Raw genomic sequence first — 24,482 nt, forward strand, 5'->3', positions numbered from 1 at the left:
CCCCAATGTTTTGTGTCCTGAAAGATGACATGAACCAGGTGCTTCTGAACGGATTGTATGCCGAACTGTCGCGGATGTCAATCAATATGTGTAATAAAACATGACACATAATCGGATGATTATGCGATTCATGTAAGGTATTCTAACCTATCCTAGGCAAATCGCCACTGCATACCGGGCCATCCAGCGGGAGAGGATCATCCTGGAGGTGAACTTGCATGAAAATGGAAGCCGTGGAATTCCTGATTGACGGGGACGCCGTGGAGAACGTGAAAAAGCATTACGGACACAAGGTCGATCCGGACGACACCCACCATTGACCAAAGCAAAGCGCGGGCGCGGGGCCAACCACACCCCCAACGCCCGCGCCGCACCATGGCCGGGAACTGGAGCCGGGCTCAGGAGATGGATGCGGACGGCGGGGCCGCCGCCGACCAGGCGGCGCGCTCGGGGCCGTACGGATCGTCCTCCACATGCGTGTCGATCCCGAAGGCGAGCAGCGCCCGCCGCTCGAGGTCGTATGCTGGCCACGCTGGCCCCTCCGATCCTTCCGCCGCGTTCGGGTTGCCTGTCTTGGCGAAGGTGGCCCATGCCCGGTGCATCTGGTCGGCGATCGGTTGCCGTTCCGGCGAATCCCCTGTGAACCGGTCCACGCCCGTCTGATGGAGCGTGTTGAACACGAACGGGATCTCCATCGCGTGGCACGCCCCGAGCCGGCCGTCGAGGACGGGGGATGCCCAGTCGAACCGGTACATCCACACGGGCGTCCCCTGCTGCACCAATTTGTCGGCCGTCAACAGCATCGGCTGGACGAACACCCGGTACGTCACCAGCGGGATCAGCTTGGCGCCCGCTGTGTCCCCCTGTCTGTGCGCGAGGTAGAAGTCGATCACGCTGTCCGGCAACCTGGGATCCATCCGGCGCAGCTGTTGGCGAAGCGCGTCCTCGTCCGCCCGGAACCAGTGATCATCCCGGGCGACAAACAGGTTGTACTCGTCCCGGGTGACGCCGAGGATGACCGGAATGTCCCGCGCGACGCCGTCATCCAGCGCCAGCATCGGATGCTTCGGCAGGATACGGCCGTCCACGACGGGGCCGAACGGCAGCGCTGGTTCACGCAGGGCAGACGCCGCCTCGACGAACTTCTCCCCGGGCACGGCCATGAGCGCGTCCGCATCGCCCGGCTGGATGCCGAGGACGGCGAGGTAGCGCTCGGTGATGGCCGAAGCGGTACCGGGGGTATGTACGCCGAGAGCGCCCGATCCACTCTGCAGGATGGCTCGCTGGAACAGCCCGCGGGCGCTGGGCGTCGCGAGCAAGGTGGCGACGCTGCCGGCGCCGGCCGACTCGCCGAAGATGGTGACCTGGCTGGGGTCACCGCCGAAGGCCGCGATGTTCTCGTTCACCCAGCGCAGGGCGGCCACCTGGTCCTGGATGCCGAGGTTGGCCGAGGACGCGAAGGCAGGGCCGAAGAGATCCCCCAGATACAAGAACCCGAGCGCCCCCAACCGGTAGTTGATGGTCACCAGCACCACGCCGTTCTGCGCGAACGACGTCCCGTCGTACCAGTTCAGCGAACCGGCTCCGGACACGTACGCCCCGCCATGGATCCACACCATCACGGGATGGGGGCCGTCGTCCTCCGGCGCCCAGATGTTGAGGTACAGGCAGTCCTCGCTCTCTGGCAACTTGGCGCGCCCGACGATGTTGGCGATGGCCTGATCCTCGGGTTGAAGGGACGCGGGACCGAAAACGGTGGCGTCGCGCACGCCGTCCCACGCATCGGGCGGTTCCGGCGGCTGGAATCGCCGTGCGCCCACGGGCGGTTTGGCGAACGGTACGCCCCGCCACTGGCGGACGCCGCGGGCCGTGAATCCCTGTACCAATCCGTACTTCGTCTCCACCACGGTACTCATGCAGTCCTGCCTCCTCCGGCCTGTCATCCTGTAAACTCCCTACAAGTATTTTAGACGGAAAATCATTTGGGCAACAGTCCCTATCTACCGGTTGGTCGAAATTTTCACGCTTCGACTCCGAAGGCGTAGACGCTGTTGCACAGGTTCCCGAATTGGAAATCCCGATGCCACAGCGCGGCAGCAGGCGTATCGGCGGCGACCCCCATGGCGTACAGCAGAGGCGCGAAGTGCTCCGTGCCCCAGGGCGGGACGGCCCGGTCGGCACCGGGGGCGAGGCGGCGGTACTCGAACAAGGCCTCGAGGTCCCAGGCCGCAAGGCGGGATTCGAGCCAGGTCTCGAAGGCGAGGGCCCACTCGTCCGGTACATCGTCTTGGCGCCTCCAGTCGAGCGCCGGCAGGTTGTGGACGGTCGCCCCGCTGCCGATGATCAACACCTCATCCGCACGCAGCGGTGCCAACGCCTGGCCGATGGCGAACTGCTCGGCGGGTGCCAGGTGCGGGTTGACCGACATGGCCACCACGGGGATGGAGGCGTCCGGATACAGGCGGCGGAGGATGGTCCAGACACCGTGATCGAGGCCGCGCCGGGCATCCAGGTGGCAAGTAACGCCCGATGCCGCGAGGCGGCTCTGGATGGCTTCGGCGAGTGCGGGATCACCAGGGGCCGGGTACTGGATCTGGTACAGCACATCGGGAAAGCCGCCGAAATCATGGATGGTTTCGTAGGCCGGGCTGGCGCTGACGGCTTGCGCCCCGCTCAGCCAGTGGGCGGTGAACACCACCACGGCCCGGGGCCGTGGCAGCCGGCTCCCGAGGGTGTCGAGATACCGGCCGTACACACTGTTCTCCACGGCGACCATGGGCGATCCGTGGGCGATGAACAGGCTCGGGAGATGGGACATCCGCGCTTCCTCCATTGTTGTGATCTCGTTTTGTGATCTCGCTCGTCAACGTGCTCGTGAATGCTTCTCGACATTCGGCGGGTTGTGTCTGGTCAGGGATGGATCACCTCCATGTTACACCAACGGGCGGTCCCGCGCGGATCTGTCACGCCTCGCACAGCCGGGGATCGGCTGCCCATTCAACACCATGTGCAAGCCTTCTCCCCACCGGTTGCACGGCTCGATAAACCCGTGGCACACTGGAACCAGTGTTGGAAGTTTGTCCGCTTGATTCATCGAGGTTCGATTCGCTTCCGACCTGCGCCTTGAGAACCAGGGTCACGGGTTGGTGAAGTGGAAGCATCGGATGTGCGTGTTCCGCGAGATTTCGAGACGCCCCGATCGGTATGAAGGCACCAAGCCGTCGGCGGGGCACAGAGGAGGCGGCGACATGGGACAGGAGAAGGTGCAGGATCACGCCCAGCGCGTGGTGCAAGGTGTGGCGCAGGAGACGGACGCGGCGCGGTACATCTCCCGCGAGGTGGCGGCGGCGGTGGAGCGGATCCAGGCGGACGCCCGGGTGCAGGCGGCGCTGCGGTTCGCAGAGGCGGACCACGAGACGACGGTGGCGGACCAGATCCGGCTGACGGAGATCCCGGCGCCGCCCTTTCACGAGCAGGCGCGCGGGCGGGCATTCCGAGGGGACCTGGAGGCGTTGGGCCTGGCGGACATCCGCGTGGACGCGGAGGGGAACGTGTTTGGCGTTCGTCACGGCACGGGCGGCGGACCGACGGTCTTCGTCTGCGCGCACCTGGATACCGTTTTCCCGGAGGGCACGGACTGCCGGGTGCGGCGAGAGGACGGAAAGCTGTTCGCGCCGGGGATCGGCGATGACGGGCGCGGGCTTGCGGTGGTGCTGGCGGTCTTGCGTGCGTTGAATCACGCCGGCGTGGAGACGGTGGGTGACATATGGTTCGGCGCCACAGTCGGCGAGGAGGGCCTCGGCGACCTGCGCGGGGTCAAGGCGTTCTTCCGGGAAAACGAGGTGGACGGGTTCATCTCCATCGAGCCGGACGATCCCGCGCGCACCACGTATCTGGCCACCGGCAGCCACCGCTATCGCATCACCTTCCGCGGCCCGGGCGGACACAGCTTCGGGGCGTTCGGGTTGCCCAGCGCGATCCACGCGATGGGCCGGGCGATCGCGGCCATCGCCGACGTGGAGGTCCCGTCGGATCCGAAGACGACGTTCACCGTGGGCACGGTCCGGGGCGGCACGTCCGTCAACACCATCGCCGCCGAGGCGGAGTTGATGCTGGACATGCGGTCCAACGACGAGGAGGCGCTGTTGGCGCTGGAGGCGGAGGTGCTGCGACGGGTGCACGCGGCCGTGGAGGCGGAGAATCGGCGCTGGGACAGCGACGCCATCACCGTGGAGGTGGTGCAGGTCGGGGATCGGCCGGCGGGATCGCAGCCGGCGGACGCGCCGATTGTTCAGGTGTCGCTGGCGGCGTCGCAGGCGCTCGGCTTTGGGGCGGAGCTCGACGGGCCGAGCAGCACGGACTCGAACGTCCCCATCCATCTCGGGATCCCGGCGGTGACGCTCGGCGGCGGGGCCGCTGCGGCGGGGTGCACACGGTGCAGGAGTGGTTTGATCCGACGGACGGCCACCAGGGCGTCCAGCGCGTGCTGTTGACGGTGCTGGGCCTGGTCGGCGTGGCGGGCGTGACGGAGCCGTTGTTGCCCAAGCGGGGTTCCGGCCTATGAACGGGCCCCGCGCCAATGCCGAAAAGTCGTTCTACGCCCGGGGTTCGGATGTCTCGAATCGGGATGGAATGCTGAAAACGTTGTTGGAGGCAGAGGATTGAAGCAACTGGCATGAATCGTAAAGTTTTGGTAGGATATTCACGTGATGTGTCGAGCCTACCATATATCTCTTGATATCTCTTGCGCAAGTTCATCGAGCATCTGCTCCGGAGACAGTGCGCGGGAACTGGAGGGGAAACCGTGAAAGAAGAGTTCCGAAAAGTAAGACGCAGGCCACGCCATCTCATCCCGTCTGGTCGATCCATGGCCGTCAGCACCGTTGCTGTCACCTTGACCATGGCTTGTGGCGCGCTACCGGCCTACGCGGCGACTTCGCAAGCCTCAGGTGGAACCGTGAGTACATCGACCGCCTCGTCAACATCCACATCTGGTGCACCCCAGGACGAGACGCAATCCGAGCCGAAATTGTCCGAGCAAGATGCGCTTTCGGTCGTTGAGAAGCTGTTCTCGCAGTTGGTTGGGAATCTGAATACACCGATGGTGAACCTACAGCCCGATCCGTTGGTGGCGAACCAATCCGTTTATTCGATCGATTGGCACACGATGGCGTTCGGGAATCAGCCGGGCCCTCGCCTCAATCAAAACTACGCGCACGCAACGGTCGATGCGAATACGGGCCAGGTGTTGCAGTTCCAATATACCGGATCGACTTGGCAGGCAAAGGCCCCCATCCACCTCTCGGATGCCCAGAAAATTGCAGAAGATTGGGTCAAGAAACTGGCGCCAAGTCAAGCAAGCAGCGTGGTGCTCGCGGATAAGAGCCAGGTTCAGGGCGGATTTGCCTTTCAGTTTGTCCGCAAGGTCAACGGAATCCTGGCGCCATTCGACAGTATACGAATCCAGTTAGGAAGCGACGGACAGCTTCAGTACTACGCTTTCTCGTGGCACGAGGCGAACTTCCCTGCAGCGGGGGAGGCAAACGTCATTCCGTCGTCCCAAGCGCAGAGGATTTATGAGTCCCATCTGAAGCTTGCGTTGCGTTACCAGCAGATGTACTCGCCGCAAGGACCAGGGCCGATGAAGCTAGTGTACCAGCCCATCGGCGACGCACCAGGTTCAGCGGCCAGTCCACTCCCGTTGATTGATGCCACGACGGGCGAGGAAATTGGAACGGATGGCAAGCCCGTGACGCCTCAGTCCCAAAGTGACGACACGCCTGTGCCCATCGATCCGAATGGTCCGAAAGAATTCCCGACGCCATCGCCGGCGCCGCTCACCAAGGACCAGGTCACAGCTCAGGTGGCGAAGCAGCTTGGCCTCGACGGCCCAGATTGGACACTCCGGATGGCACACCAGAACCGAGCGAACGGCAATGTGTTTCCCAATCACCTGATGTGGAGCCTGAGTTACACCAACGCCAAGACGGGGGCTGGAGTGTCTGTGGATGTGGACGGTACGGACGGCGTGATCGTGCACTACAACACATACAGCCAGGGTCTGTCGCAGTCGCCGTCCGCGACTCCGCTGCCCGCCGCTCAACTGCAGGCTGCAGCAAATGCGGCGGTGGCCAAATTGTACCCCAATCTGACAGGAACCATTGCCCCCGACCAGAGGCAGGTTGTGGGCATGCCACCGAATCAAGCCCCATTCTTTTACGATTTCTTGGTGAACGGGATTCCGGTGCCGGGACTCCAAGTGATGCTGGACTCCGCTACGGGAGAGGTTCAAAGTGTTTTCTTGCAGACCGACCCGTCCACCGAGTTTCCTTCGCCGAGCAAGGCCCTCTCATTGCAGCGTGCCATGTCGGACTTCGAACAGGCCGATCCGCTCGTCCTTCAGTACATGTTACCGCAACAACCATCTTCGCCGGACAAGCCCTTTCCGCTCAACTACGGCAGCACCGCGAAACTCGTCTACGCTCCGGCTCCGCTCGCGAACGGGATCGGCACACTGAACGCGTTGACAGGGGAGTGGGAACAGCCGCCGCTCTTTGGGCAACCCATGGGAACGGGATCGGGCGTCCCCGCGAATCTCACCCCGCAGGCGGCGATCTCTGTCCTTGAGCAGCACGGGATTATCACGGGTGACGAGGTGAGCGGTTCCGGTACAGTGGATCCTTCCGCGACCATGACCAGGGGGCGTTTTATCGCCTGGTTGAGTCGTGCGTACAACATGAACATCGGAGCGGATCCGACGCCTCAGTTCCCTGACGTCACGCCGGACACGCCGTACGCCAGCGAACTCTCAGAGGCCATTCTGCAGGGATGGATACAGAACAAGGGGCCGATTCAACCGCAGGGCGCGCTGACACGTGCACAAGCCGCGCAGTGGTTGGTTCAATGGATGGGCTGGCAGGGTCCGGCTGCACACCCAACGTTCTTCAAAGTCCAATTTAGCGATGCCAAATCGGTGCCGTCAGGGGAACTCGGTGCCGCGGCCATGATGAGCCAGGCTGGGGTGCTGCCGCTGCAGAACGGAAAGTTTTTGCCGAATCAAACACTCACAGTCGGTGAAGCCGCTCAGGCGCTGGTTCGGGCGATTCAGGTCTACCTGTCCAGCAATTCATGAATGATAGCCACTATTCCGCAGCGGCGGTAGGAGAGTTGTGGCGGGAGGGTGGCCGGGTGGGGCCGGCTGGCCCCGGCCCTTCCCGGCTACGCCCATGAAGTGCCTCCCTCGTTTGCCCCGCTATGTCCTGCTGTTTGTCCCCGTCATGTCCTGCTGTAGCGGTCCCGTTGCATAGGTCATCTCCTCCTCGCCCGGCAATGTGTCATGGAGGAGGAGGGTTCCGTCTCCAGCGCGGTGCGGGACGCGGTACGACGCCGCGTCACCGCACCGGTTTCTCCATCGCGATGCGTTCGATCCCCGCTTCCTCAAACGGTTCCCGAACGCACGGTTCGGCCGGATGTGGGTTAACGCAGGATGGGCCTGCGTACCAGGATCCGCCCGAACAGCCAACGTTCCAACGCACTCCACAGGCCCGACGTGACATAGTAGAGGGCGACGGCGACCGGCGCGCTCCACAGGATGACCAGGGTGATGGCACCGGTGACAGCGGCCCCAAGGCTCTGGGGATGATGGACGGCGATGGATCCGTACGTCACGAGGCTTGCCAAGGCCATCAGTATGGCCGCGGCCAGCGGGACGAGATGCAGCGGATCGCCCATGGTCAATGCGGGCACCCAGGGGACCAGCACGCTGGTCACCGGGTGGTTGAGATAGCGAAATAGGCGGTACAGGACGATGAACACGGGGCTCTGGGCGAGCACCATCAGAAGGGAGGACAGCGGTTTGACACCGTGATCGTCCAGGACCTTTCGCTGTACCTTGAGCCAGTCGGCGGGCGACCCCTTCCAGCTGGCTTTCATCTCTTCGAGGACACGTGAGGCGGCCAGTTGGGCCATGGTGTTCTTGGCGATGCGAACGGACAGGGGCGTCAACAATAGGCGGACACCCAGGGTGAACAGGACGATGGCCAGGCCGGTGTCATGGGTCCAGCCGGCCAGGATCTGCAATAGGGTGAGCAGACTCTGCTCCACGTGAGCGTACATACACGATTCCTCCTTTGGGCATTCGTCGTTGGGCACGTGCACCATGACGCTGCCAAAAGGAGGATGGATCTTCATCATCCCGTTTCCGTGCGGGGCGCTTTCGCCGCACGCAGCGGATGATGCGCAGACTCCAGGGAACGTGAGGCTTCCGGGCAGGTACGGGACAGACGGGGGCATCGAACGACCGGACGCGGACGGGTGCAGGGTGACGTACCGTATGGCGCCACCACACGACAGCAAACGTAGCGAGGATAGTGAGCCATGGGAGAAGGTACAGGATCGGATATGATTCGTTCATGCCCCTCACCTGCCAGAACTGCAACCACTCATCTGTCTCTGCTGGAATCTTATCATATCATGCCGTACGATCGCGGGTCTATGCGGATGAGAATTTGCTTTATTGTCTGGCCACGGGAATCGATAAGGTGGCGATTTTCACTTACCTGTCCGGGGATTGCGTACTTAAAGTGCGTGGATTGACTTTATCGTGTCCGCGAGGTCGGTGCCGCCGATAGGTTAAAGTCGAAACGTTGCGTATGGAGCTACCGGAGTGACAAGTTAAGGTCGAATCGATTGCAATCCCTCCGCCGCGGCGGCATCTTAACGTGAAAACGTTCGTAATCGCCACGGCGGGTCGTGATTGCACAGCCTGGATTCCGTATGGTGGAACTCCGTTCCGCATCCCACATCGACGAGTGCGTGCAACCCGTCTGCTCGGCACACCACCCCGGCGTCAACCGTTCCATCCCGCATCAGCTCGGATGGATCTCGCCCTCCGGATCCATCCAGGCGCCATCATTGACCAGCTGGATGTAGCCATGATTGTGCAGCTCCTGGATGACCTCAAACAGACTGTCTCGTTTGTCCTCCGGGAGGCTGCGGACGAATTCGTTGATTTCGCGGGCGTGGCGAAGCTGCACAAAATGGACGCCGCCGTACTTGGCATGTAGAGAGCGCTCTCGTTGCATGGGTGATCTCCTCCTCGCCGGGTAGTGTGTCCGCGAGGAGGCGGATTCCATCCAGCCCGCCGCAGGGGCATTGGTGACGCCGTGTCACCGCATGGGCTTGTCCATCGCAATGTGTTCGATCCCCGCCTCGTCGAACGGTTCCCCGTATGCGCGGTATCCGAGCTTCTCGTAGAAGCCGCGGGCGTGTGCCTGGGCGTAGAGGACGAGCTTCTTGAAGCCGAGTCGCGCGGCCTCCGCCTCGACAGCTTCCATCAACAGGCGTCCGATCCCGCTGCCCCGCAGCGCCCTTTGCACGGCGACGCGCTCCACCTTGGCGACGCCCGCTTCACCGTAGGGCCGCAGCCGGGCGGTGCCGACGACTTTGTCCTCGCCGTCCCGGGCGAGGAAGTGGATGGTACCGGGGGCCTCGTCGTGTTCGTCCAGTTCCAGTTCCTCCGGTACGCGCTGCTCGTCCACGAACACCTCGCGGCGGACCGAGTAGGCGGCCTCAAGATCGGCGCGGGTTTGGATCTTATCGACACGGTACATGGGCGTTCATCCTCTCTCTGCAGGGTGTTGTGTTCGGGGACAATCCCGGTGACGGCCGACTTCCTCAACTGCTGACCGACGTGTCGAAGACGGACGGCGAACGCCGGCGCCGCCACAGCGTCAGGCAGAGCAGCGTGAAGGCGGCCATCGCCAGGGTCGCCACGGCGAGCAGACTGCGTAACCCGTGGTGGTCCATCACAGTGCCCGTCACCATCGGCCCCACGCCGCTGCCGAGGAACAGCGAGAAGGCGAAGACCGACACGGCCGTCGCCCGGCCTTCCGGCAGCAGCTCGGTGGCGAACGTCTGCAGGGTGGAGTGGCAGTAGCTGAACCCGAAGCCGAGCACGAGGAACCCGGCCATGAGTGCAGCCACACTCGGCCAGGCCCAAACCAGGGCGTAGCCGAGGGTCATCAGGGCCGCCCCGAGCACCGGCATCCGGCGCGATCCAACGCGAGACAGCACCGCCGCGATGGTCCGGCTGCCGATGAGCGCGCCGACGCTGTACAGGGCCGTCAAGAGGCCGATCACCAGGTAGCTCAGGTGCAGTTGGCTCACGCCGAAGACACCGAGGTACGTGAAACCGCCGTAGAAGGCGAACCCTTCGCAGAAGACCAGCCCGTACAGCCCCCAAGCCCGCGCGCTGCGGAGGAGGAGGGTGTAGCGCCGGAGGGCCTCCGTTGGCGTGAACCGACGGGCGCCCTCGGGATGGAACCGGTGGCGGGCGGCAGCGGGATCGAGGTGCTCATGCACCCTGGCCTCTCCCGTCCCTGGACGCCGCATGGCAAACAGCGCCGGGATGGCGGCGAGGCCGAGCAAAATGAACAGCACGCGGTAGCTGACGAACTGGGCGAGCAGTCCGCCGATCACGATGCCGAGCACTTGGCCGGTGGTCGTCATGGACATGAAGAACGCGATCGCGCGGGGACGCGACGCGGGAGGGAAGGTGTCCCCGATGTAAGCGAGCGTCGTCGGGATGATCCCGGCGGCGAAGATACCGGTCAGCACGCGGAGGACCATCAGCCAGGTGAAGCCTTGCACCGCCCCGCACAGGATGGTGCCGATGCCGAACAGGCACACCGCCGCGACGATGGTCCGCACCTTGCCCACCGCGTCCGCCAGCGGCCCGTACACCAACTGAAACAGGCCGTACGGCAGCGAATACGCGGTGACGAGCAGGCCGGCGGTGGCGGCGGTGACGTGGAGGGCCTGCGCCATGGCGGGGAGCATCGGGGCGATGGCCCGGTTGTCCGCGTTGACCAAAAATCCGCCGAGGGCCAGCGCCCACAGGGCGCCGGAAGAGGGTGCCCGGGTGTCTCGGGTTTCCCGGCCGGATGGGCCCACCGCCGTCACACCCAACCTCCGTCGCCCCCGTTGTCGAAACCGCCCGAGTCCCCGAAGCCGGAGTCGCCATAGCCCGCGTCGTTATAGCCTGCGTCGTAGGAGCCGGGATCGTACCCCGGGTCCCCGCCGTAATTGGCCGAATCGTAGGAACCGGGATTGAAGTCCACCTGATCATACGGGTGATTGCCGGGGTCCGGGTCCCCGCCGTATCCGGCGTCTCCGCCGTAACTCCCATCCGGACCATCCCAGCCGCGGTTGGCCAGCTCTTGCTGGAGCTGATCGATCTCATCCTGCTGGAGGATGTTCTGCTGCATCAGCTCGTCGATCATCTGCTGCTGATCCAGGCTGTTGAAGTAGTTGTACTGTGCCCAGTCGATGCGGCCCTGCTCCAGCAGGTACGTCAAGAGCGCCCCGGCGGCCATCCCGCCGAGGAAACTGCCCGTGCTAAACCCGGTCGACGGGGGTGGGTCCATCGGTCCGTACGACGGCGGCATGTAGCCAGGGCCGGTATTGTACGGCCGGGACACGGGCCTGCCGGACCATCCGCTGCCGCGGCGCGCCAGCAACAGGATCAACAGGATGATGATGATCCCCACCAATATCCAGGTCATGTCGACAACCTCCTGCTCTGAGGCGTGCCTGCGCCTGTAGAGGGCCGGATCCGGCGCCAGGCCGCTATCCGAATCGTATCACATCCTGCGCCGGGCGGAAGGGCCCACGTCGCGGCGGACAGGCGGATTTTGTACACTGAGGGGGAGGTGACAAGGATGGAACAGGCCCGCGAGATCCGGCTCCTGGTGGTCGACGATGAACCCGGCATCCTCGAGTTTCTGGAGCTGGGGCTGCGCAACGAAGGGTTCCAGGTGCACACGGCGCCGGATGGGCCGTCCGCCCTGGCAGCGGCGCAGGCGGTGCGGCCGCACGTGGTCATCCTCGACGTGATGCTGCCGGGATTGGACGGGTTCGCGGTGTGCCGGGCGCTGAAGGAGATGGGGGACGTGGTGGTGATCCTGCTGACCGCGAAGGATGCCGTCGCCGACCGCGTGCGCGGGTTGGACATCGGCGCGGACGACTACGTCGTCAAGCCGTTCAGCTTTGAGGAGCTCCTGGCGCGCATCCGGGCCCGGCTGCGCGGCCAATTTCCGTACCTCGGCAAGGAAGTCGTCATCGGGCCGTTTCGCATCGACGACGGGCGCAAGGAGATCGCCTTTCAGGGACGCCTCCTCGCCCTGTCGGCGACCGAATACGAGCTGCTCAAGTACCTCGTGCTGCACCATGACACGGTGGTGAGCAAGGCGCGCCTGCTCGATCACGTGTGGGGCTACGACTTCGGCGGCCAGGACAACATCGTCGAGGTGTACATCCGATCCCTGCGCGACAAGCTGGGGGACGACGAGCACCGCGTCATCCGCACCATCCGAGGGGCGGGGTACCGCCTCGATCTGCCGTGAGGCGGCGGGAGTTCGGCAGGCGGGGGATCGAGGGCCTGTGGCGCACCCTGCGCGGCCTCGTCCGGCCCAAGTCTTTGCGCTACCAGCTGCTGGCGCGGTCGCTCTGGGTGCTGTCCGGGCTGCTGTTGTTCATCGGGCTGTTTCAGTACGCCTTCATGACCCATTTCCTCTACCACAACACCGCCGCCGAGATCAGCTCCGAGGTGCGGGCCATCCCGCTGCGGGTGTGGATGGCAGCACCGCGTTTCGAAGGGTGGTCCCGCCTCGACCGGCCCCAGCCGTTTTCCATCGGCCTGCCCGGCACCCGGCTGGCCTGGGTCGACGCGTCCGGCCAACCGCGGACGCTGTTCCCCGCGGCACCCGGGACGGACGCCGTGCGCCTGCCCGCGTCCGTCTACCAGGACGCCCTCGAGCATGGAACCGGGGATGGGGACTACCGAATTGCCTGGGACGCGCAGGGGCGGCCGCAGCTCGTCGTGCTGGTGCCCGTCGGGCCGCCCGGCCAGCCGATTGGCCTCGTCCAAGTCAGCGCCGACGCGGAGCCCCTCCGCCACGTCCTCATGCGGCAGCTCATCATCTTCATCTGCCTCGCCGCCTCGGCGATGGTGGCCGGGTGTCTGACGTTCATCCCGACCATCCGCCGCACGCTCGATCCGCTCTCTCAAATGGTCGACACCGTTCAGCGTATCGACGCGGGGAAGCTCGACGAGCGGATTGACATCAAGGGAGCCCAGACGGAGGTCGTGCAGCTGGCCACCTCGTTCAACGCGATGCTGGAACGGCTGCATTACGCCTTCGCCGCCGAGCGGGCCGCCCGCGATCGCATGCGCCAGTTCGTCGCCGACGCCTCCCACGAACTGCGCACGCCCATCACCGCCATCCGAGGCTTCATCGAGGTGCTCGGCCGCGGCGCTGCGCGCGATCCCGAACAGCGCGAGCGGGCCCTGGCCAGCATGCAGCGCGAGGCCGAGCGGTTGAGCAAATTGGTGCAGGACCTCCTCACCCTGGCGCGGATGGACGAGGCGCCAGAGCTGCACCTCCGCCCGCAGGCGCTGGACGGGCTGCTGACGGAGCTGGAGCCCCAGTTGCGCGTGCTGGCGGGGGCGCGGGATCTCGAGTGGGACGTGGACGAAGGGGTGGTGGCCGCGGTCGACCGGGATCGCATCCAGCAGGTGGTGCTCAACCTGTTCCAGAACGCCGTACAGCACACTGACCCGGAGACGGGCCGCATCCGGGTGTCTCTCCGGCGCAAGGCGGGCGGTGTCCGAATCTCCGTCCGGGACAACGGGGAGGGCATCGACGAAGCGCATCGGGATCGGCTGTTTGAGCGGTTTTACCGGGTCGATCCCGCGCGATCCCGCAGCCACGGCGGCGCGGGTCTGGGACTGGCCATCAGCAAGGCCATCGTGGAGGCGCACGGCGGGACCATCGCGTGCGAGAGCGAGCCGGGGCGCGGGGCGGAGTTCATCGTGACGCTCCCCTCCGCGACCGAGAATTCCTAGAATGCCTGCATGACGCCTATTCCCGGTGGGCACCCTCCTGCTTGAATCCAGCATCAAGTTAGGAGGATGCTTGTGCGCGATTGGAGAATTCGTTTGGCTTCATTCCTCTGCGCTTGTGGCATGGCCGCCGTGTGGCCGCTGCCTGCGTTCGCGCAGGTCCCGGCTCCCGGCGCGGCCCCCGCTCGGCCGACCCCCCAGGCGAGGCAGGCGCCGGTGGCGAACGTGACGGCCACGATTCAGTTCCGAGTGGTGTCTTCCACCGACTTTCGCGCCATTCCGGGCGCTCGGGTGGTCCTCATTGGCCCGAACGGGCGCATGGTCAAAACCGGCCTCACGGACGGGGACGGGATCTGGCGGACGACGGTGACGGTGCCGCGGGATCCGCGCTTCCCCGACCTCGGGTTCGTCACCGCGCTGTGCGTCGCCTTCGGCCATAACGAGACCGTGGTGTTCGACGTGCCCATCCGACAGGGGACAGCGCAGCCGGTGACGCTCAACCCGATTCAACCTGGGCTGCGTAACGAGCCGATGGCGATGCTCGGGCAGATCCACCGTCTCGATGTGATCGACTTTGTCAACCGCTTCGGCGAAGCGGCTGGCTTGGAGCGCCAGACGCCGATACCCGGCGAAGAGGGATACTCCCCCTTCGGCCCCAGCCTTCGGCGGACGGCGAGCGGCACGCAGGTGAACTCGGGCGGGACTCAGGCACGGTGATCCGCAAGGACCGGAGCGCTCCGAGAGGTTGACGGGGCGATGAGGACGCAGGCCCATGATGCGCAGGCGGGGTGTCGGAAGCGGAATCCGGCGCCCGCGCGGGGGGCGGGCGCCGGGGAGGGTCAGGCGCGGGTGCCTGGAGAGGCTCAGGCGTGAGTCCCCGAGGCGCGATCGGCCGCAGCCGGGGCGTGCACCCGCGTTCGGATGCACAGGGCCAGCAGGGCACACACGAGCGCCGCGAGGCAGGAGACCAGGAACATGCCGGCGTAGTTTCCGCCTGCGGCCAGGATGACCAAACCCGCTACCGGGGCGGCGACCATCAGGCCGATGGACTGGACGAAGTTGCCGAACCCGTACAGCCCGCCGCGCATGCGGGCAGCGAGATCGTCCCCGGCCTCGGCGCGCAGCAGGTCGGTGGCCAGCGCGTAGGCCACGGTCAGGTTGGCTGACCAGAACACGCCCTCGATGGCGACGATGATGAACACCCACACCATGTGGTGGACCACCAGTCCGCACAGCGCGAGCAGCCCGAAGAGCGTCATCACGACGGCGATCAGCCGCTGGGGGGTCCGGCGGCGGTACCATCGCCCCGCCCACACGGCGGCCACCATGCCGGTGGCGGTGAAGACCGACATGGCGAGGGCCGACTGAAGCAGGGTGCCGTGCGCCACGTGGGTCACGAACAGGGTGAAAAACGACGCGATGGCCTCGAACGCGAGCCACGCGAACGCCTGAGAGACGAAATAGAGCAGGAGGTTTCCGCGCAGCAGCCGCCGGTAGGGATGGCCTCCGGGGGAAGGGACCGCTCCCGCGGCGCTCTCGGGAGCGCCGGGTGCGCCGACAGCGCCGGCGACGGGAGCAGCGGCTTCGGCGGCGTCGGCGCCGTGAGGAGCGGCGCCGGGCGCAGCGGCCCCCGACGCTTCCATTGCCGCCTCCGGTTGGGATGCTGCGCGCTCCGGGACGGACAACCCGGTCCACAACCCGCCGACCGCCATCAGCAAGGCCGTCATCACGAACCCGGCCGCGTGCGACGCGGTCCACACCAGCGGGATCACGAGGAACGACAGCAGGTTGCCGAGCTGCCACCACAGGTTCAGATAGCCGGAGGCCACGCCCCACCGCTCCCGGGGCACGACGTCCGGCATCCAGGCGTGGTACGGGCTCGCGCAGCTCTGCTGGAACACATAGAACAGCGTGAGGGCCGCCGCCGCGAGGAAAAACGAGTGGGCGTACGCGAACACCAACCACAGCAGAGCGGCTGCGGGCAGGCAGATGAGCACGTACGCCTTGCGGCGCCAGCCGGGGCGCAGGGTGCGATCGCTCATCCATCCGGTCAACGGGTTCAGGACGAGGCCGAACAGGCCCTCCAGTGCGAGCACGAAGCCGATGACCGGCTGCGAGGCATGAAACGACTCCAGCATGGCGGCGGAGAACACCTTGTTGGCGGCAAACCCGACGTTGCGCGCCAATCCCGCCATGCCGAGCACGTGGACGAGCCCTCGGGGCGGTGTAGTGGCGGTCTGGGACGGAAGGGACGGCCGGCTCATCCGCTGTGCCTCCCGACCAACTTCAGCACGAGGTCGGGCCGGTCCGATCCGATGGCGTCCACGCCCGCCTCCACCATCCGCCGGATGTCTTCCTCGCGGTTCGGCGTCCACACCGACACCAGAATGCCGCCCTGGTGGCAGCGGTCGACGTAAGCCTTCGTCACGCCCTCGAAGTGCAACGAGAGCATCGTGCAGCCGGCGGAGCGGGCGACGGCGACCGGATCGACCGGATAACCGGCTAGGAGCGCGCCGCACTGCAGTCCGGGGAAGGACTGTGTGAGGTGCAGCAGGATGTCGTGGAAGAACGACAGCGGCACGATGCGCTCGATCAGCGCAGGGCGCCCGGCCAACAGTCGGGCGAGGGCTTCGACCGTCTGCGGTGTCTTCAGCTCCACCGCCACCGGGATGGAGATGGCGTCGATCACGTCGGCCAACGACGGTACGCCCTGCCCGTCGCCGATGTCGATCTGGCGCAGCTCCGCCAACGTCAGCTCGTTCACCGGCTTGTCCAAACCGGCGGTGCGCACCAGGTTATCGTCATGGATCACCACCAGCTCGCCGTCCCGGCTCAGATGCACGTCGCACTCCACCAGATCCACGCCCATCTCCGCCAGCTTCGTGAAGGCAGTCATCGAATTCTCCGGATACAGCTCCGCGCCGCCGCGGTGCGCCACCACCCACATGCACTCCGGCCTCCTCTTCGTCGGGGCCCCGAGGCCCCGAGGTCCACGTACGCGTCTCGCATCTCTTCCATACATTTCGCGGCGCTGCCTGAATTCCCCTGCTGCCTTGGGGTTGAACCGCTCTGTAAAACCTTGTTTCATGTAGAATTAGACGTACTTGTGGAGGCCGCATGCGTGGGCACAGGCGGATCAGCAGGCCTTGCCTCGGGCCTTTACGACAGAATCCGACTGAATGATGGCATGAGGCGGGATCGTAAACACAAAAACTGTGGTGAATGGCCGGTCCGCGCGAAATTTAAGGTGGCGAATTGCCTTTAACGGTTGGTACAGGAGGGCCGAGGGCGACGGATAAATGCAAAAATGGCGCTATTTTGACCGTCTCGCCTTGCATAAGCACAAAACTGTCGCAATCGATCCCGCTGTTGGTCGCCGTAACCGCAAATCTGGCGTTCCTCGCCTCCCTTCCATCCACCGCGACACTTGGCTTTTCCGGATCGTACATAAAGCGATTGGACAGCGTGGTATTCCGCTCGATCATCCTGTACTATGAATGCGAATGAAGGAGGGGAGTTGCCCTTGGCGAAGATCTACGTGATTCACGAGAACGACGAGTGGACGGTTCATCTGACCCGGCAGCTGGACCAGCTCGGCCTGCCGTACGAGCTGTGGCACCTGGACGAGGGGCGGGTGGATCTGACGGAGGAGCCGCCGCAGGGCGTGTTCTACTCCCGCATGAGCGCGTCGTCGCACACCCGGGGCCACCGTTATGCGCCGGAGTTGACCGGGGCGGTGCTGGCCTGGCTGGAGGCGCACGGCCGGGTGGTGTTCAACGGATCGCGTGCGCTGCAGCTGGAGGTCAGCAAGGTCAACCAGTACATGGCGCTGCGCCGGTACGGCATCCGCACGCCGGAGACGGTGGCGGCCGTCGGCCGCTCGCACGTGCTGGCGGCGGCTGAGCGGTTCCGCGGCCGGCCGTTCATCACCAAGCACAACCGCGCCGGCAAGGGACTCGGGGTGCAGCTGTTCCACTCCATCGAGGCGCTGCAGGCGTACTTGGATGGCCCCGAATATGAGGCGCCGGTGGACGGCATCACGCTGCTCCAGGAATACATTCAGGCGCCTGAGCCGTTCATCACCCGCTGCGAGTTCGTCGGCGGCAAGTTCCTGTACGCGGTGCGGGTGGACACTTCCCAAGGGTTTGAGCTGTGTCCGGCGGACGCCTGCCAGGTTGGGGATCTCTTCTGCCCGGTGGGCGAATCGGTGCCCAACAAGCCGAAGTTTCAAATCATCGACGGTTTCGATGACCCGATTCTGCGCCAGTACGAGGCGTTCCTGGCCGATCACGGTATCCAGATCGCGGGCATTGAGTTCATCCGCGACGCGGAAGGCGTGATCTACACATACGACGTCAACACCAATACCAACTACAACTCCGATGCTGAGGCGGCGGCGGGCGTATCCGGCATGCGCGCGGTGGCCGAGTTCCTCGGCGCACAGCTGCGACGGGTGGAGGCGGAGCTGGCGACGGCCGCGCGCTGACGCAAGAGGCGTGCCACGAGTCGAGCCGGACGAGCGGGCGCCGACCTGCGGCCGGGTGGCGTTTGACCCGGGGAACGTGCGGATCGACCGGACGGATCACAGAAATCGCCGCGGCCGAGCGGAGCGGAGAGGAGACAGACGAGCATGAGATACGGATTTTGGATGCCCATCTTCGGCGGTTGGCTGCGCAACGTCGAGGATGAGGGCATGCCGGCCACATTCGAATACGTCAAGCAGGTGGCCCAGTCCGCGGAGCGGTGGGGCTACGACACGACCCTCATCGCCGAGCTGTACCTGAACGACATCAAGGGCCCGGAGGCGGATTGCCTGGAGGCCTGGACCACGGCGGCCGCCCTGGCGGCGGTGACGGAGAAGCTGGAGATCATGACGGCGGTGCGTCCGGGCTTCCATAACCCCGCTGTGACGGCGAAGATGGCGGCGAACATCGACAGGCTCAGCCAAGGCCGCTTCACGCTCAACGTGGTGTCGGCCTGGTGGGCCGAGGAGGCGCGCCAGTACGGGGGCGTATTCACCGAGCACGACAGCCGCTACGAGCGGACGCTGGAGTTCGTCCACGTACTCAAGGGGCTTTGGACGCAGGACGTGTTCACCTACGACGGCAAGTACTATCAGATCCGGAACGCGAGGCTCGCCCCGAAGCCCGTCCAGCGGCCGTACCCGGTGTTGTACGCGGGCGGGGAGAGCGAGCGGGGCAAGGACACCATCGCCGAATGCTGTGACGCGTACGTGATGCACGGCGGGACGGTGGAGGAGATCTCTACCAAGATTGAGGACATGAAGCGCCGCCGGGCGGAGAAGGGCAAGCCTCCCTTCCGGCACTTCGGCATGGCGGCATACGTGATCTGCCGCGACACGGAGGCGGAGGCCGAGGCGGAGCTGGCCCGCATCACGGACGTCAAGGCGGCCGGGGGTTACGCCAGCTTCGAGGATTTCACCACGAAATCGCAGCTGGAGCTGAAGCTGAGTCTGTACGACTACTCGGTGTCCAACCGGGGCCTGCGGCCAAACCTCATCGGGACGCCGGAGCAGATAGCGGATCGCATCCTCGCGTACGAGCGGGCGGGCTTGGACCTGTTGCTGCTCCAGTTCTCGCCGCAGCTGGAGGAGATGGAGCGGTTCGCGCGGGATGTGATGCCGTTGGTGGAGGAGAAGCGCGCGCTGACGCGGGCGTGAGGCGATCGCGGTGGGCGGCGATCCCGCAGCGTGACGCGGATTCCCGTGGCGGCGCATCGGCGCGTGCAGGGGCGGCCGGGCCCGCGCAGGCTCGGTGTGTCGCGTGGGCCAAAGCGGGCGGTGCGGCCAGGGGGACGGATGCCCTCCTGGCCGCCTGACGTTCATGCCAAAATCTCGAACAGGATGGCGGTCGCGTCGTCTGATACCTTCAGCCGGGGGTGGCGCAGGCAGTCTGGATCGTTCGCCTCCGCTTGGCGCAAGCGATCCGCCGCCGCGGCGAGGGGCCCCGCCTCTCCGGGCCGGACCGAACCAGTGAGGGCTGCCCAGTCGGCGAGCCCGAACAGATCGACGGCGCGGGAGAACCCGTCGCTGGAGAGCACCCCGCGCAGGCCGGCCTCGGCAGGCAGCCGGCCGGTGACGGCATGGGGAATCCCTTTGCCGTCGAGGCTTGCGGCGAAATATCCGTCCGGCGTGTTCATGCGGTTGCGGTTGGCCCGCAGCAGTGGAAGGGCCTCTGCCTTTGCCTCCTCATACCCCTGCCCCTTGCGCTGCCGCTCGTGGATGAATCGGATGACGGCGTCGTCGAGCGGGGCGAGCCGCGGATCGGAGAACACCCGCACCGGGCCCGCGGCGGCGCGCAGCGCCAGGGTGCAGTCGCCGAGGATGGCGTACTCCAGGGCGTCCTCTCGCAGCTTCACCGCGGCGAGGGATGCGCTCGGTTGCTCGTGTGGCGCCAGCGATCTCCACTCGGGCATGCGGTGATCGGCCTCGCGCCGGGCGGCCCGCACCGCCTCGGCCAGGTTGTCCAGGAGCGGCCGGTCGTCGGAGAGCAAGCCGGACAAGGCGTCGGCCAGCGCCGCCGCGAACCACGCCGCGTCCGATGCATCCGAGAATCGGCAGCGGCCGCCCAACCCGGTCGCGCCGTCGATGACGGCCGCCCCGCGGGCGGTGCACACCGCCCGGTCCTCGTTGTGCTTCCCGACCCCTTTTCGGCTGGTCACTTCCAAGCACTGAATTTGCATGTCGCACCGCCCGTCGTCTTATAAGTCGTGATGCACAATCAGACCGACCAGGATCAAGAGCGCGCCCAACCCCATCGAAAGCCAGACCGGCGTACGCCGATTCGGCAGCCCTCCGATGGTGAGGATGAATCCCCCGTACACCATCAGCAACACGCCCCCGAGCAGGATCAACAGCATGGCCGCGTCCGCGAACGACTGCTTGCTGAGGATCTGGATGGATCCGATGGTCAGGCTCAGGGCCGCGGTGAAAAACCCGAGGATCTGCAGGCTCTCCCGCTTCAGCTCGTCGATGGACTGGCTCACGCGGGCATTGACCTGGTTGAACTCCTCGCGGGCGGTCGCCAGCTGCCGCTGCGTCTCCCGCAGCTGGGTCTCCAGCTCGTGGGACGCCTTGGCGAGGTGGATGTTCGTCAGGTGTGTCTGGTAATCGGCGAGTCGAATCGGGTAGTCGAGCTTGTCCGAGCTCTCCTCGTCGATGGCGCGGTGGACGAGATCCATCGCGCGATCGTAGTGCCCGAGCAAAGCCTCGATCCGGCCGTAGGTTGCGTAGAACTTGGGATACGCCTCGATGGAGATGGCCCGGGTGACTGCCGCCCGCGCCTGCTCCAGTTGGCTTTCAGGGACCTCGCACCCGTTCTCCTTCGCCAGCACCACCGCCTCGGCGAAGTTGTGCAGCACGCCCGCATGCTCCGGCAGCTTGCCGAGCGCCCGTTCGGCTGCCTCCAACGACGGCAGCCACTGGCGTTGGCTCTTGAGCATCAGGGAGTCGACGTGATCGAACAACACGTGGAATCGGAACTCCGCCCGGTAAGGGCGCAGCGCGTCGTACCAGATCGGTTCCTTCATCCGTCGCGCGTAGGAGGCGATCACGAAGTACGCGCAAAACCGGATCCTATCCTGGTCCTCGGACGTATCCGGCGCGGTGAGACGGCCCGCCAGGAACTGTTGCAGCTGGTGGATGAGCCCGGCGTCCGCGTGCTCCGCGATCTTGACTGCCTGTACCTCAAAAGCGCGATCCTGCTCTGGCGGCAACGCGCGGAACTGGGCGATGACATCGGCCAATCCCCCGGTGTCTGGGCGCGTTTGCGTCGACATGGATGCACCTCCGCGGCGGTGAATCTGCCATCCATTGTATAATAAAAGGTGGCTGGGAGTCTGCTATCGGTCCGTTGCGCGGGCGGTCTTTCAAGTGGCGCGAGGATGCGAGCGGCGGACAGGCGCACCGGAGGAGGAGGAACCGGGATGTACGAGACGATTCGAATCGAAGAACGCGGGAGCGTGGGCGTGATCACCCTGAACCGGCCCGACCGATTGAACGCGATCACGCCGCAGATGCTGGAGGAGTTGCGGGATGCCTTCGGCCGCGTGCAGCAGCGTGACGCGGTGCGGGCGGTAATTTTGACCGGGGAGGGGCGCGCCTTCTGCGCGGGACAGGACCTGCGGCTGGTGGAAGAGCACCCCAACGCGGATTACCGGGGGCTCGTGGAAAGCGGATACAATCCCTTGGTGGAATCCATCACATCGCTCGAAAAGCCGGTGGTGGCCGTGGTGAACGGAGTGGCGGCCGGAGCGGGGGCCAGCCTGGCGTTGGCGTGCGATCTCCGGTTGGCGTCGGATCGAGCTTCCTTCGTGCAGGCGTTTGTCCACATCGGGCTCGTGCCGGATTCCGGGGCGACCTGGTTTCTCCCGAGGCTGGTCGGGTTGACGAAGGCCATGGAGCTGGCGATGCTCGGCGAGACGGTCTCGGCGGAGGAGGCGTTGCGGATCGGGCTCGTGAACCGGGTGGTCCCGCACGACGAACTGGCCGCGCAGGCGGAGCAGCTGGCGGAGCGCTTGGCGGCTCTGCCGACGCGGGCCATCGGTTACACCAAGCGGGCCCTGTACCAGGGGATGCACGCGTCCCTCCGCGACCAGCTCACACTGGAGGCCGAGCTGCAGCAGTTGGCCGGGCAGACAGAGGACCATCGCGAAGGCGTGCGCGCCTTCCTGGAGAAGCGTAAGCCGGTGTTCCACGGTCGGTGAGGCCGTGGCGGGAGGAGGCTGTCGCGGGAGGAGGCCTTCGCGCCACCGAGGCGCCTTTGTCGCGTAAAGTACTGGCCCTTGTGGTCTGCCCGCAGGCAGGCAAGGTGGGCGCGCAATTCGGGCAGGGCCATGGGTCCAAGAAACCGACGATGGGACGGCTAGAGGAATGTGCCGCCGCTGGCTTTACCGCGTTCGTCTCCCGGCCCGCGGGCTTTAGCACATCGCCTCCTGCCCCGCGGGCCTGCCCCTCTCCCCCTCTCCGTCTTCCACGTGCCCTGGCTGCTCACGCGAATCGCGCCCTGATCCATAGCGGAATGTTGCAGATAGTTCAATAGGATGAGACGAATACCCTCCGAATGGGTCTGGAACCCGGTTCGTCCATTCACTAACGTGTGAGGGTGAACAGGGAAAATGATGGGATTCAAGGAGGGGAGTTTGTACCGTGGCGTACAGGCGTAGGGGACCGGGGGATTCGGAAGGAGACAGTGTGGAACGGGTACCTTTCTTTCGACAGATCCGCGGTGAGGTGACGTTGTACTGGATAGGGGCATCCGTTGGTGCCATTGTGTTCGATCTGGTGATGTGGCGGACCACGAACCACATGCTCAACGGGTGGCTGAGGTGGACGTTTGGCTCCATCATCGCCGGGATTGTGGTATTGGCGGCGTTGGTCCAACTGCGCCTTCGGGTTTTACTTCGGCCCATCGGGGTGTTGTACCACGAGATGCAGCGCTTGGCCCAGGGGGACGTGGGAGATCGGGAGTTGGGCGTGGCGGGGCGGACGGATTTGGCGGCGGTCGTGGAAGCACTTCGCCAGGCCAAAGGAAACATGCGCGGCATTCTTCAGCACTTGAAAGAGGCCTCACTGCGGTTAACCCAGTCGGCTGAGGAACTCAGTGCAAGTGCCCAGCAGACCAACCGGGCCTCCGAACAGACAGCGGCCTCCGTGAGTGATATTCAGGAGCGCATGCAGGTTCAGCGGCAGGAGATTTTGGAGACGGAACAGCGGATGCGGGAGACGGTGGAAGCCGTGGAACGGATCCAGCGCCTCGGCGACATGGCCATGCGGTTGTCGCAGGCGAGCCGGGGCAAGGTGGACGCGGGCAAAGCGGAGATCCAGCAAACCGCAGAGCGGATGTTGGTCATGCGGCAACAGGCCGGCGATATGACGCGTCAGGCCGAGTCCCTGTGTGCACAAGCGGACCAGGTGAAGGAGATCACCCAGTGGATTCAGGAGATCGCGGATCAGACACAACTGTTGGCTTTGAATGCGGCCATCGAGGCGGCCCGGGCCGGCGAAGAGGCGCGCGGCTTCACGGTGGTGGCGGACGAGGTGCGGCGTCTTGCAGCACAGGCAAAGTCGGCCTCCGACCGAGTTCACTCGGTGGTGTCGGAGATGGGCCGCCAGGCCACAGCTTCCCTGGCCGCGGCGCAGTCGGTCGCGGCGGCGGTGGAAGCCGGTCAACGCGCGGCAGAGTCGGCGGCTGCCACCTTCCTGTCCATCGTGGAGGATTTGGAGCAGCAGGACGCCTACATCGAAGAGATTGAAAAGGCGGCTTCGGAAATTGGGGTGCGTGCGCAGACGGTGAAACAGGCCATGACCGAACTGGTCGCATCCGCCGAGCAGCAGACCGAGCTTGCGGAGACCGTCGCCGCGGCCAGCCAGGAGCAACTTGCCATGATGGAGGAGGTCACGGCCAGCTCCGAGGACGTCCGTGAGATGGCTCGCACCTTGCAACAGCTGGCGGACCAGTTTTCATGGGAAGCGGACGCTCCCCGGTTCAAGGAGGGATGAATTGACCCTCGAGAACCAGCGCAGCAGTTGAAGGCGGTTGCATCCGGCGCGGAAACCATT

21 protein-coding genes are annotated in these 24,482 nt (G+C 65.4%); 10 read left to right on the forward strand and 11 right to left on the reverse strand.

The annotated features are described in order from the left end of the window. Window positions 1–398: 398 nt before the first annotated feature. Window positions 399–1,916, reverse strand: a complete 1,518-nt coding sequence (locus tag N687_RS0116340) for a carboxylesterase/lipase family protein (RefSeq protein ID WP_029422878.1) — start codon at window positions 1,914–1,916, stop codon at window positions 399–401. 104 nt (window positions 1,917–2,020) lie between these two features. Next, window positions 2,021–2,818, reverse strand: coding sequence for a dioxygenase (locus tag N687_RS0116345; protein ID WP_029422879.1), 798 nt, complete (start codon window positions 2,816–2,818; stop codon window positions 2,021–2,023). A 430-nt stretch (window positions 2,819–3,248) separates the two neighbouring features. On the opposite strand from N687_RS0116345, the gene N687_RS21410 reads away from it, so the two are divergent. From N687_RS21410 to N687_RS0116360, 3 genes are all read left to right on the forward strand, one after another. After that, window positions 3,249–4,493, forward strand: a complete 1,245-nt coding sequence (locus tag N687_RS21410; protein WP_331280144.1) for a M20/M25/M40 family metallo-hydrolase — start codon at window positions 3,249–3,251, stop codon at window positions 4,491–4,493. Next, the gene (locus N687_RS25335; RefSeq protein WP_331280145.1) at window positions 4,436–4,564 is read left to right on the forward strand and encodes a hypothetical protein; all 129 of its coding nucleotides are present in this window, start codon (window positions 4,436–4,438) and stop codon (window positions 4,562–4,564) included. Before N687_RS21410 ends, N687_RS25335 begins: the two co-directional genes overlap by 58 nt. Window positions 4,565–5,029: 465 nt before the next feature. Beyond that, window positions 5,030–7,132 (forward strand): YcdB/YcdC domain-containing protein, encoded by a 2,103-nt coding sequence (locus N687_RS0116360; protein ID WP_197029310.1) that lies wholly within the window; start codon window positions 5,030–5,032, stop codon window positions 7,130–7,132. 344 nt (window positions 7,133–7,476) lie between these two features. Here N687_RS0116360 and yidC read toward each other — a convergent pair whose 3' ends face one another. The 5 genes from yidC to N687_RS0116385 all read right to left on the reverse strand — a co-directional run bounded on the left by yidC (window position 7,477) and on the right by N687_RS0116385 (window position 11,564). After that, the gene (yidC, locus tag N687_RS0116365) at window positions 7,477–8,115 is read right to left on the reverse strand and encodes a membrane protein insertase YidC (protein WP_029422881.1); all 639 of its coding nucleotides are present in this window, start codon (window positions 8,113–8,115) and stop codon (window positions 7,477–7,479) included. Between the two features lie 752 nt (window positions 8,116–8,867). Further along, the gene (locus N687_RS0116370) at window positions 8,868–9,083 is read right to left on the reverse strand and encodes a hypothetical protein (protein ID WP_029422882.1); all 216 of its coding nucleotides are present in this window, start codon (window positions 9,081–9,083) and stop codon (window positions 8,868–8,870) included. An 84-nt stretch (window positions 9,084–9,167) separates the two neighbouring features. After that, window positions 9,168–9,611 (reverse strand): GNAT family N-acetyltransferase, encoded by a 444-nt coding sequence (locus N687_RS0116375; RefSeq protein WP_029422883.1) that lies wholly within the window; start codon window positions 9,609–9,611, stop codon window positions 9,168–9,170. A gap of 64 nt (window positions 9,612–9,675) precedes the next feature. Next, complete coding sequence (locus N687_RS0116380) at window positions 9,676–10,962, reverse strand: MFS transporter (protein WP_051663361.1); 1,287 nt, start codon at window positions 10,960–10,962, stop codon at window positions 9,676–9,678. Next, on the reverse strand, window positions 10,959–11,564 hold the full coding sequence (locus N687_RS0116385; RefSeq protein WP_029422885.1) for a hypothetical protein: 606 nt from the start codon (window positions 11,562–11,564) through the stop codon (window positions 10,959–10,961). Before N687_RS0116385 ends, N687_RS0116380 begins: the two co-directional genes overlap by 4 nt. 156 nt (window positions 11,565–11,720) lie before the next feature. Between N687_RS0116385 and N687_RS0116390 the strand changes: the two genes are divergently transcribed. The 3 genes from N687_RS0116390 to N687_RS24060 all read left to right on the forward strand — a co-directional run bounded on the left by N687_RS0116390 (window position 11,721) and on the right by N687_RS24060 (window position 14,620). After that, window positions 11,721–12,404 carry a response regulator transcription factor gene (locus tag N687_RS0116390; protein WP_029422886.1) on the forward strand — a complete coding sequence of 228 codons (684 nt, stop codon included), beginning with the start codon at window positions 11,721–11,723 and terminating at the stop codon, window positions 12,402–12,404. Continuing rightward, window positions 12,401–13,906: a sensor histidine kinase gene (locus N687_RS0116395; protein WP_051663362.1), complete on the forward strand. Its 1,506-nt coding sequence runs from the start codon at window positions 12,401–12,403 to the stop codon at window positions 13,904–13,906. Before N687_RS0116390 ends, N687_RS0116395 begins: the two co-directional genes overlap by 4 nt. A gap of 72 nt (window positions 13,907–13,978) precedes the next feature. Beyond that, a complete protein-coding gene (locus tag N687_RS24060; RefSeq protein ID WP_156040192.1) occupies window positions 13,979–14,620 on the forward strand; it encodes a hypothetical protein in 642 nt (213 codons plus the stop codon). Window positions 14,621–14,766: 146 nt separating this feature from the next. Here the strand turns inward: N687_RS24060 and N687_RS0116405 are convergent, their stop codons facing one another. Continuing rightward, window positions 14,767–16,167: an MFS transporter gene (locus N687_RS0116405; protein ID WP_035462437.1), complete on the reverse strand. Its 1,401-nt coding sequence runs from the start codon at window positions 16,165–16,167 to the stop codon at window positions 14,767–14,769. After that, the gene (locus N687_RS0116410; protein WP_029422890.1) at window positions 16,164–16,850 is read right to left on the reverse strand and encodes a glycerophosphodiester phosphodiesterase; all 687 of its coding nucleotides are present in this window, start codon (window positions 16,848–16,850) and stop codon (window positions 16,164–16,166) included. Before N687_RS0116410 ends, N687_RS0116405 begins: the two co-directional genes overlap by 4 nt. A 576-nt stretch (window positions 16,851–17,426) precedes the next feature. Here N687_RS0116410 and N687_RS0116415 point away from each other — a divergent pair. Together N687_RS0116415 and N687_RS0116420 are read left to right on the forward strand one after the other, a co-directional pair. Further along, window positions 17,427–18,389: an ATP-grasp domain-containing protein gene (locus tag N687_RS0116415; protein WP_029422891.1), complete on the forward strand. Its 963-nt coding sequence runs from the start codon at window positions 17,427–17,429 to the stop codon at window positions 18,387–18,389. A gap of 144 nt (window positions 18,390–18,533) precedes the next feature. Beyond that, the gene (locus tag N687_RS0116420) at window positions 18,534–19,583 is read left to right on the forward strand and encodes an LLM class flavin-dependent oxidoreductase (protein ID WP_029422892.1); all 1,050 of its coding nucleotides are present in this window, start codon (window positions 18,534–18,536) and stop codon (window positions 19,581–19,583) included. Between the two features lie 161 nt (window positions 19,584–19,744). Here N687_RS0116420 and N687_RS0116425 read toward each other — a convergent pair whose 3' ends face one another. Further along, a complete protein-coding gene (locus N687_RS0116425) occupies window positions 19,745–20,605 on the reverse strand; it encodes a protein phosphatase 2C domain-containing protein (RefSeq protein ID WP_029422893.1) in 861 nt (286 codons plus the stop codon). A gap of 18 nt (window positions 20,606–20,623) precedes the next feature. Beyond that, window positions 20,624–21,700, reverse strand: a complete 1,077-nt coding sequence (locus N687_RS0116430; protein WP_029422894.1) for a hypothetical protein — start codon at window positions 21,698–21,700, stop codon at window positions 20,624–20,626. A gap of 147 nt (window positions 21,701–21,847) precedes the next feature. On the opposite strand from N687_RS0116430, the gene N687_RS0116435 reads away from it, so the two are divergent. Continuing rightward, on the forward strand, window positions 21,848–22,627 hold the full coding sequence (locus N687_RS0116435) for an enoyl-CoA hydratase-related protein (RefSeq protein ID WP_029422895.1): 780 nt from the start codon (window positions 21,848–21,850) through the stop codon (window positions 22,625–22,627). Window positions 22,628–23,069: 442 nt separating this feature from the next. Next, the gene (locus N687_RS0116440; protein WP_156040193.1) at window positions 23,070–24,422 is read left to right on the forward strand and encodes a methyl-accepting chemotaxis protein; all 1,353 of its coding nucleotides are present in this window, start codon (window positions 23,070–23,072) and stop codon (window positions 24,420–24,422) included. Window positions 24,423–24,482 lie beyond the last annotated feature (60 nt).

Source organism: Alicyclobacillus macrosporangiidus CPP55, from assembly GCF_000702485.1.
GTDB classification, from domain to species: Bacteria; Bacillota; Bacilli; order Alicyclobacillales; family Alicyclobacillaceae; genus Alicyclobacillus_H; species Alicyclobacillus_H macrosporangiidus_B.

Bases quoted from the DNA above. Each gene is read 5' to 3' on its own strand.
- N687_RS0116340 (WP_029422878.1), bottom strand. From the start codon at position 1,916: ATGAGTACCGTGGTGGAGACGAAGTACGGATTGGTACAGGGATTCACG.
- N687_RS0116345 (WP_029422879.1), bottom strand. From the start codon at position 2,818: ATGTCCCATCTCCCGAGCCTGTTCATCGCCCACGGATCGCCCATGGTC.
- N687_RS21410 (WP_331280144.1), top strand. From the start codon at position 3,249: ATGGGACAGGAGAAGGTGCAGGATCACGCCCAGCGCGTGGTGCAAGGT.
- yidC (WP_029422881.1), bottom strand. From the start codon at position 8,115: ATGTACGCTCACGTGGAGCAGAGTCTGCTCACCCTATTGCAGATCCTG.
- N687_RS0116370 (WP_029422882.1), bottom strand. From the start codon at position 9,083: ATGCAACGAGAGCGCTCTCTACATGCCAAGTACGGCGGCGTCCATTTT.
- N687_RS0116375 (WP_029422883.1), bottom strand. From the start codon at position 9,611: ATGTACCGTGTCGATAAGATCCAAACCCGCGCCGATCTTGAGGCCGCC.
- N687_RS0116385 (WP_029422885.1), bottom strand. From the start codon at position 11,564: ATGACCTGGATATTGGTGGGGATCATCATCATCCTGTTGATCCTGTTG.
- N687_RS0116390 (WP_029422886.1), top strand. From the start codon at position 11,721: ATGGAACAGGCCCGCGAGATCCGGCTCCTGGTGGTCGACGATGAACCC.
- N687_RS0116405 (WP_035462437.1), bottom strand. From the start codon at position 16,167: ATGAGCCGGCCGTCCCTTCCGTCCCAGACCGCCACTACACCGCCCCGA.
- N687_RS0116410 (WP_029422890.1), bottom strand. From the start codon at position 16,850: ATGTGGGTGGTGGCGCACCGCGGCGGCGCGGAGCTGTATCCGGAGAAT.
- N687_RS0116420 (WP_029422892.1), top strand. From the start codon at position 18,534: ATGAGATACGGATTTTGGATGCCCATCTTCGGCGGTTGGCTGCGCAAC.
- N687_RS0116425 (WP_029422893.1), bottom strand. From the start codon at position 20,605: ATGCAAATTCAGTGCTTGGAAGTGACCAGCCGAAAAGGGGTCGGGAAG.
- N687_RS0116430 (WP_029422894.1), bottom strand. From the start codon at position 21,700: ATGTCGACGCAAACGCGCCCAGACACCGGGGGATTGGCCGATGTCATC.
- N687_RS0116435 (WP_029422895.1), top strand. From the start codon at position 21,848: ATGTACGAGACGATTCGAATCGAAGAACGCGGGAGCGTGGGCGTGATC.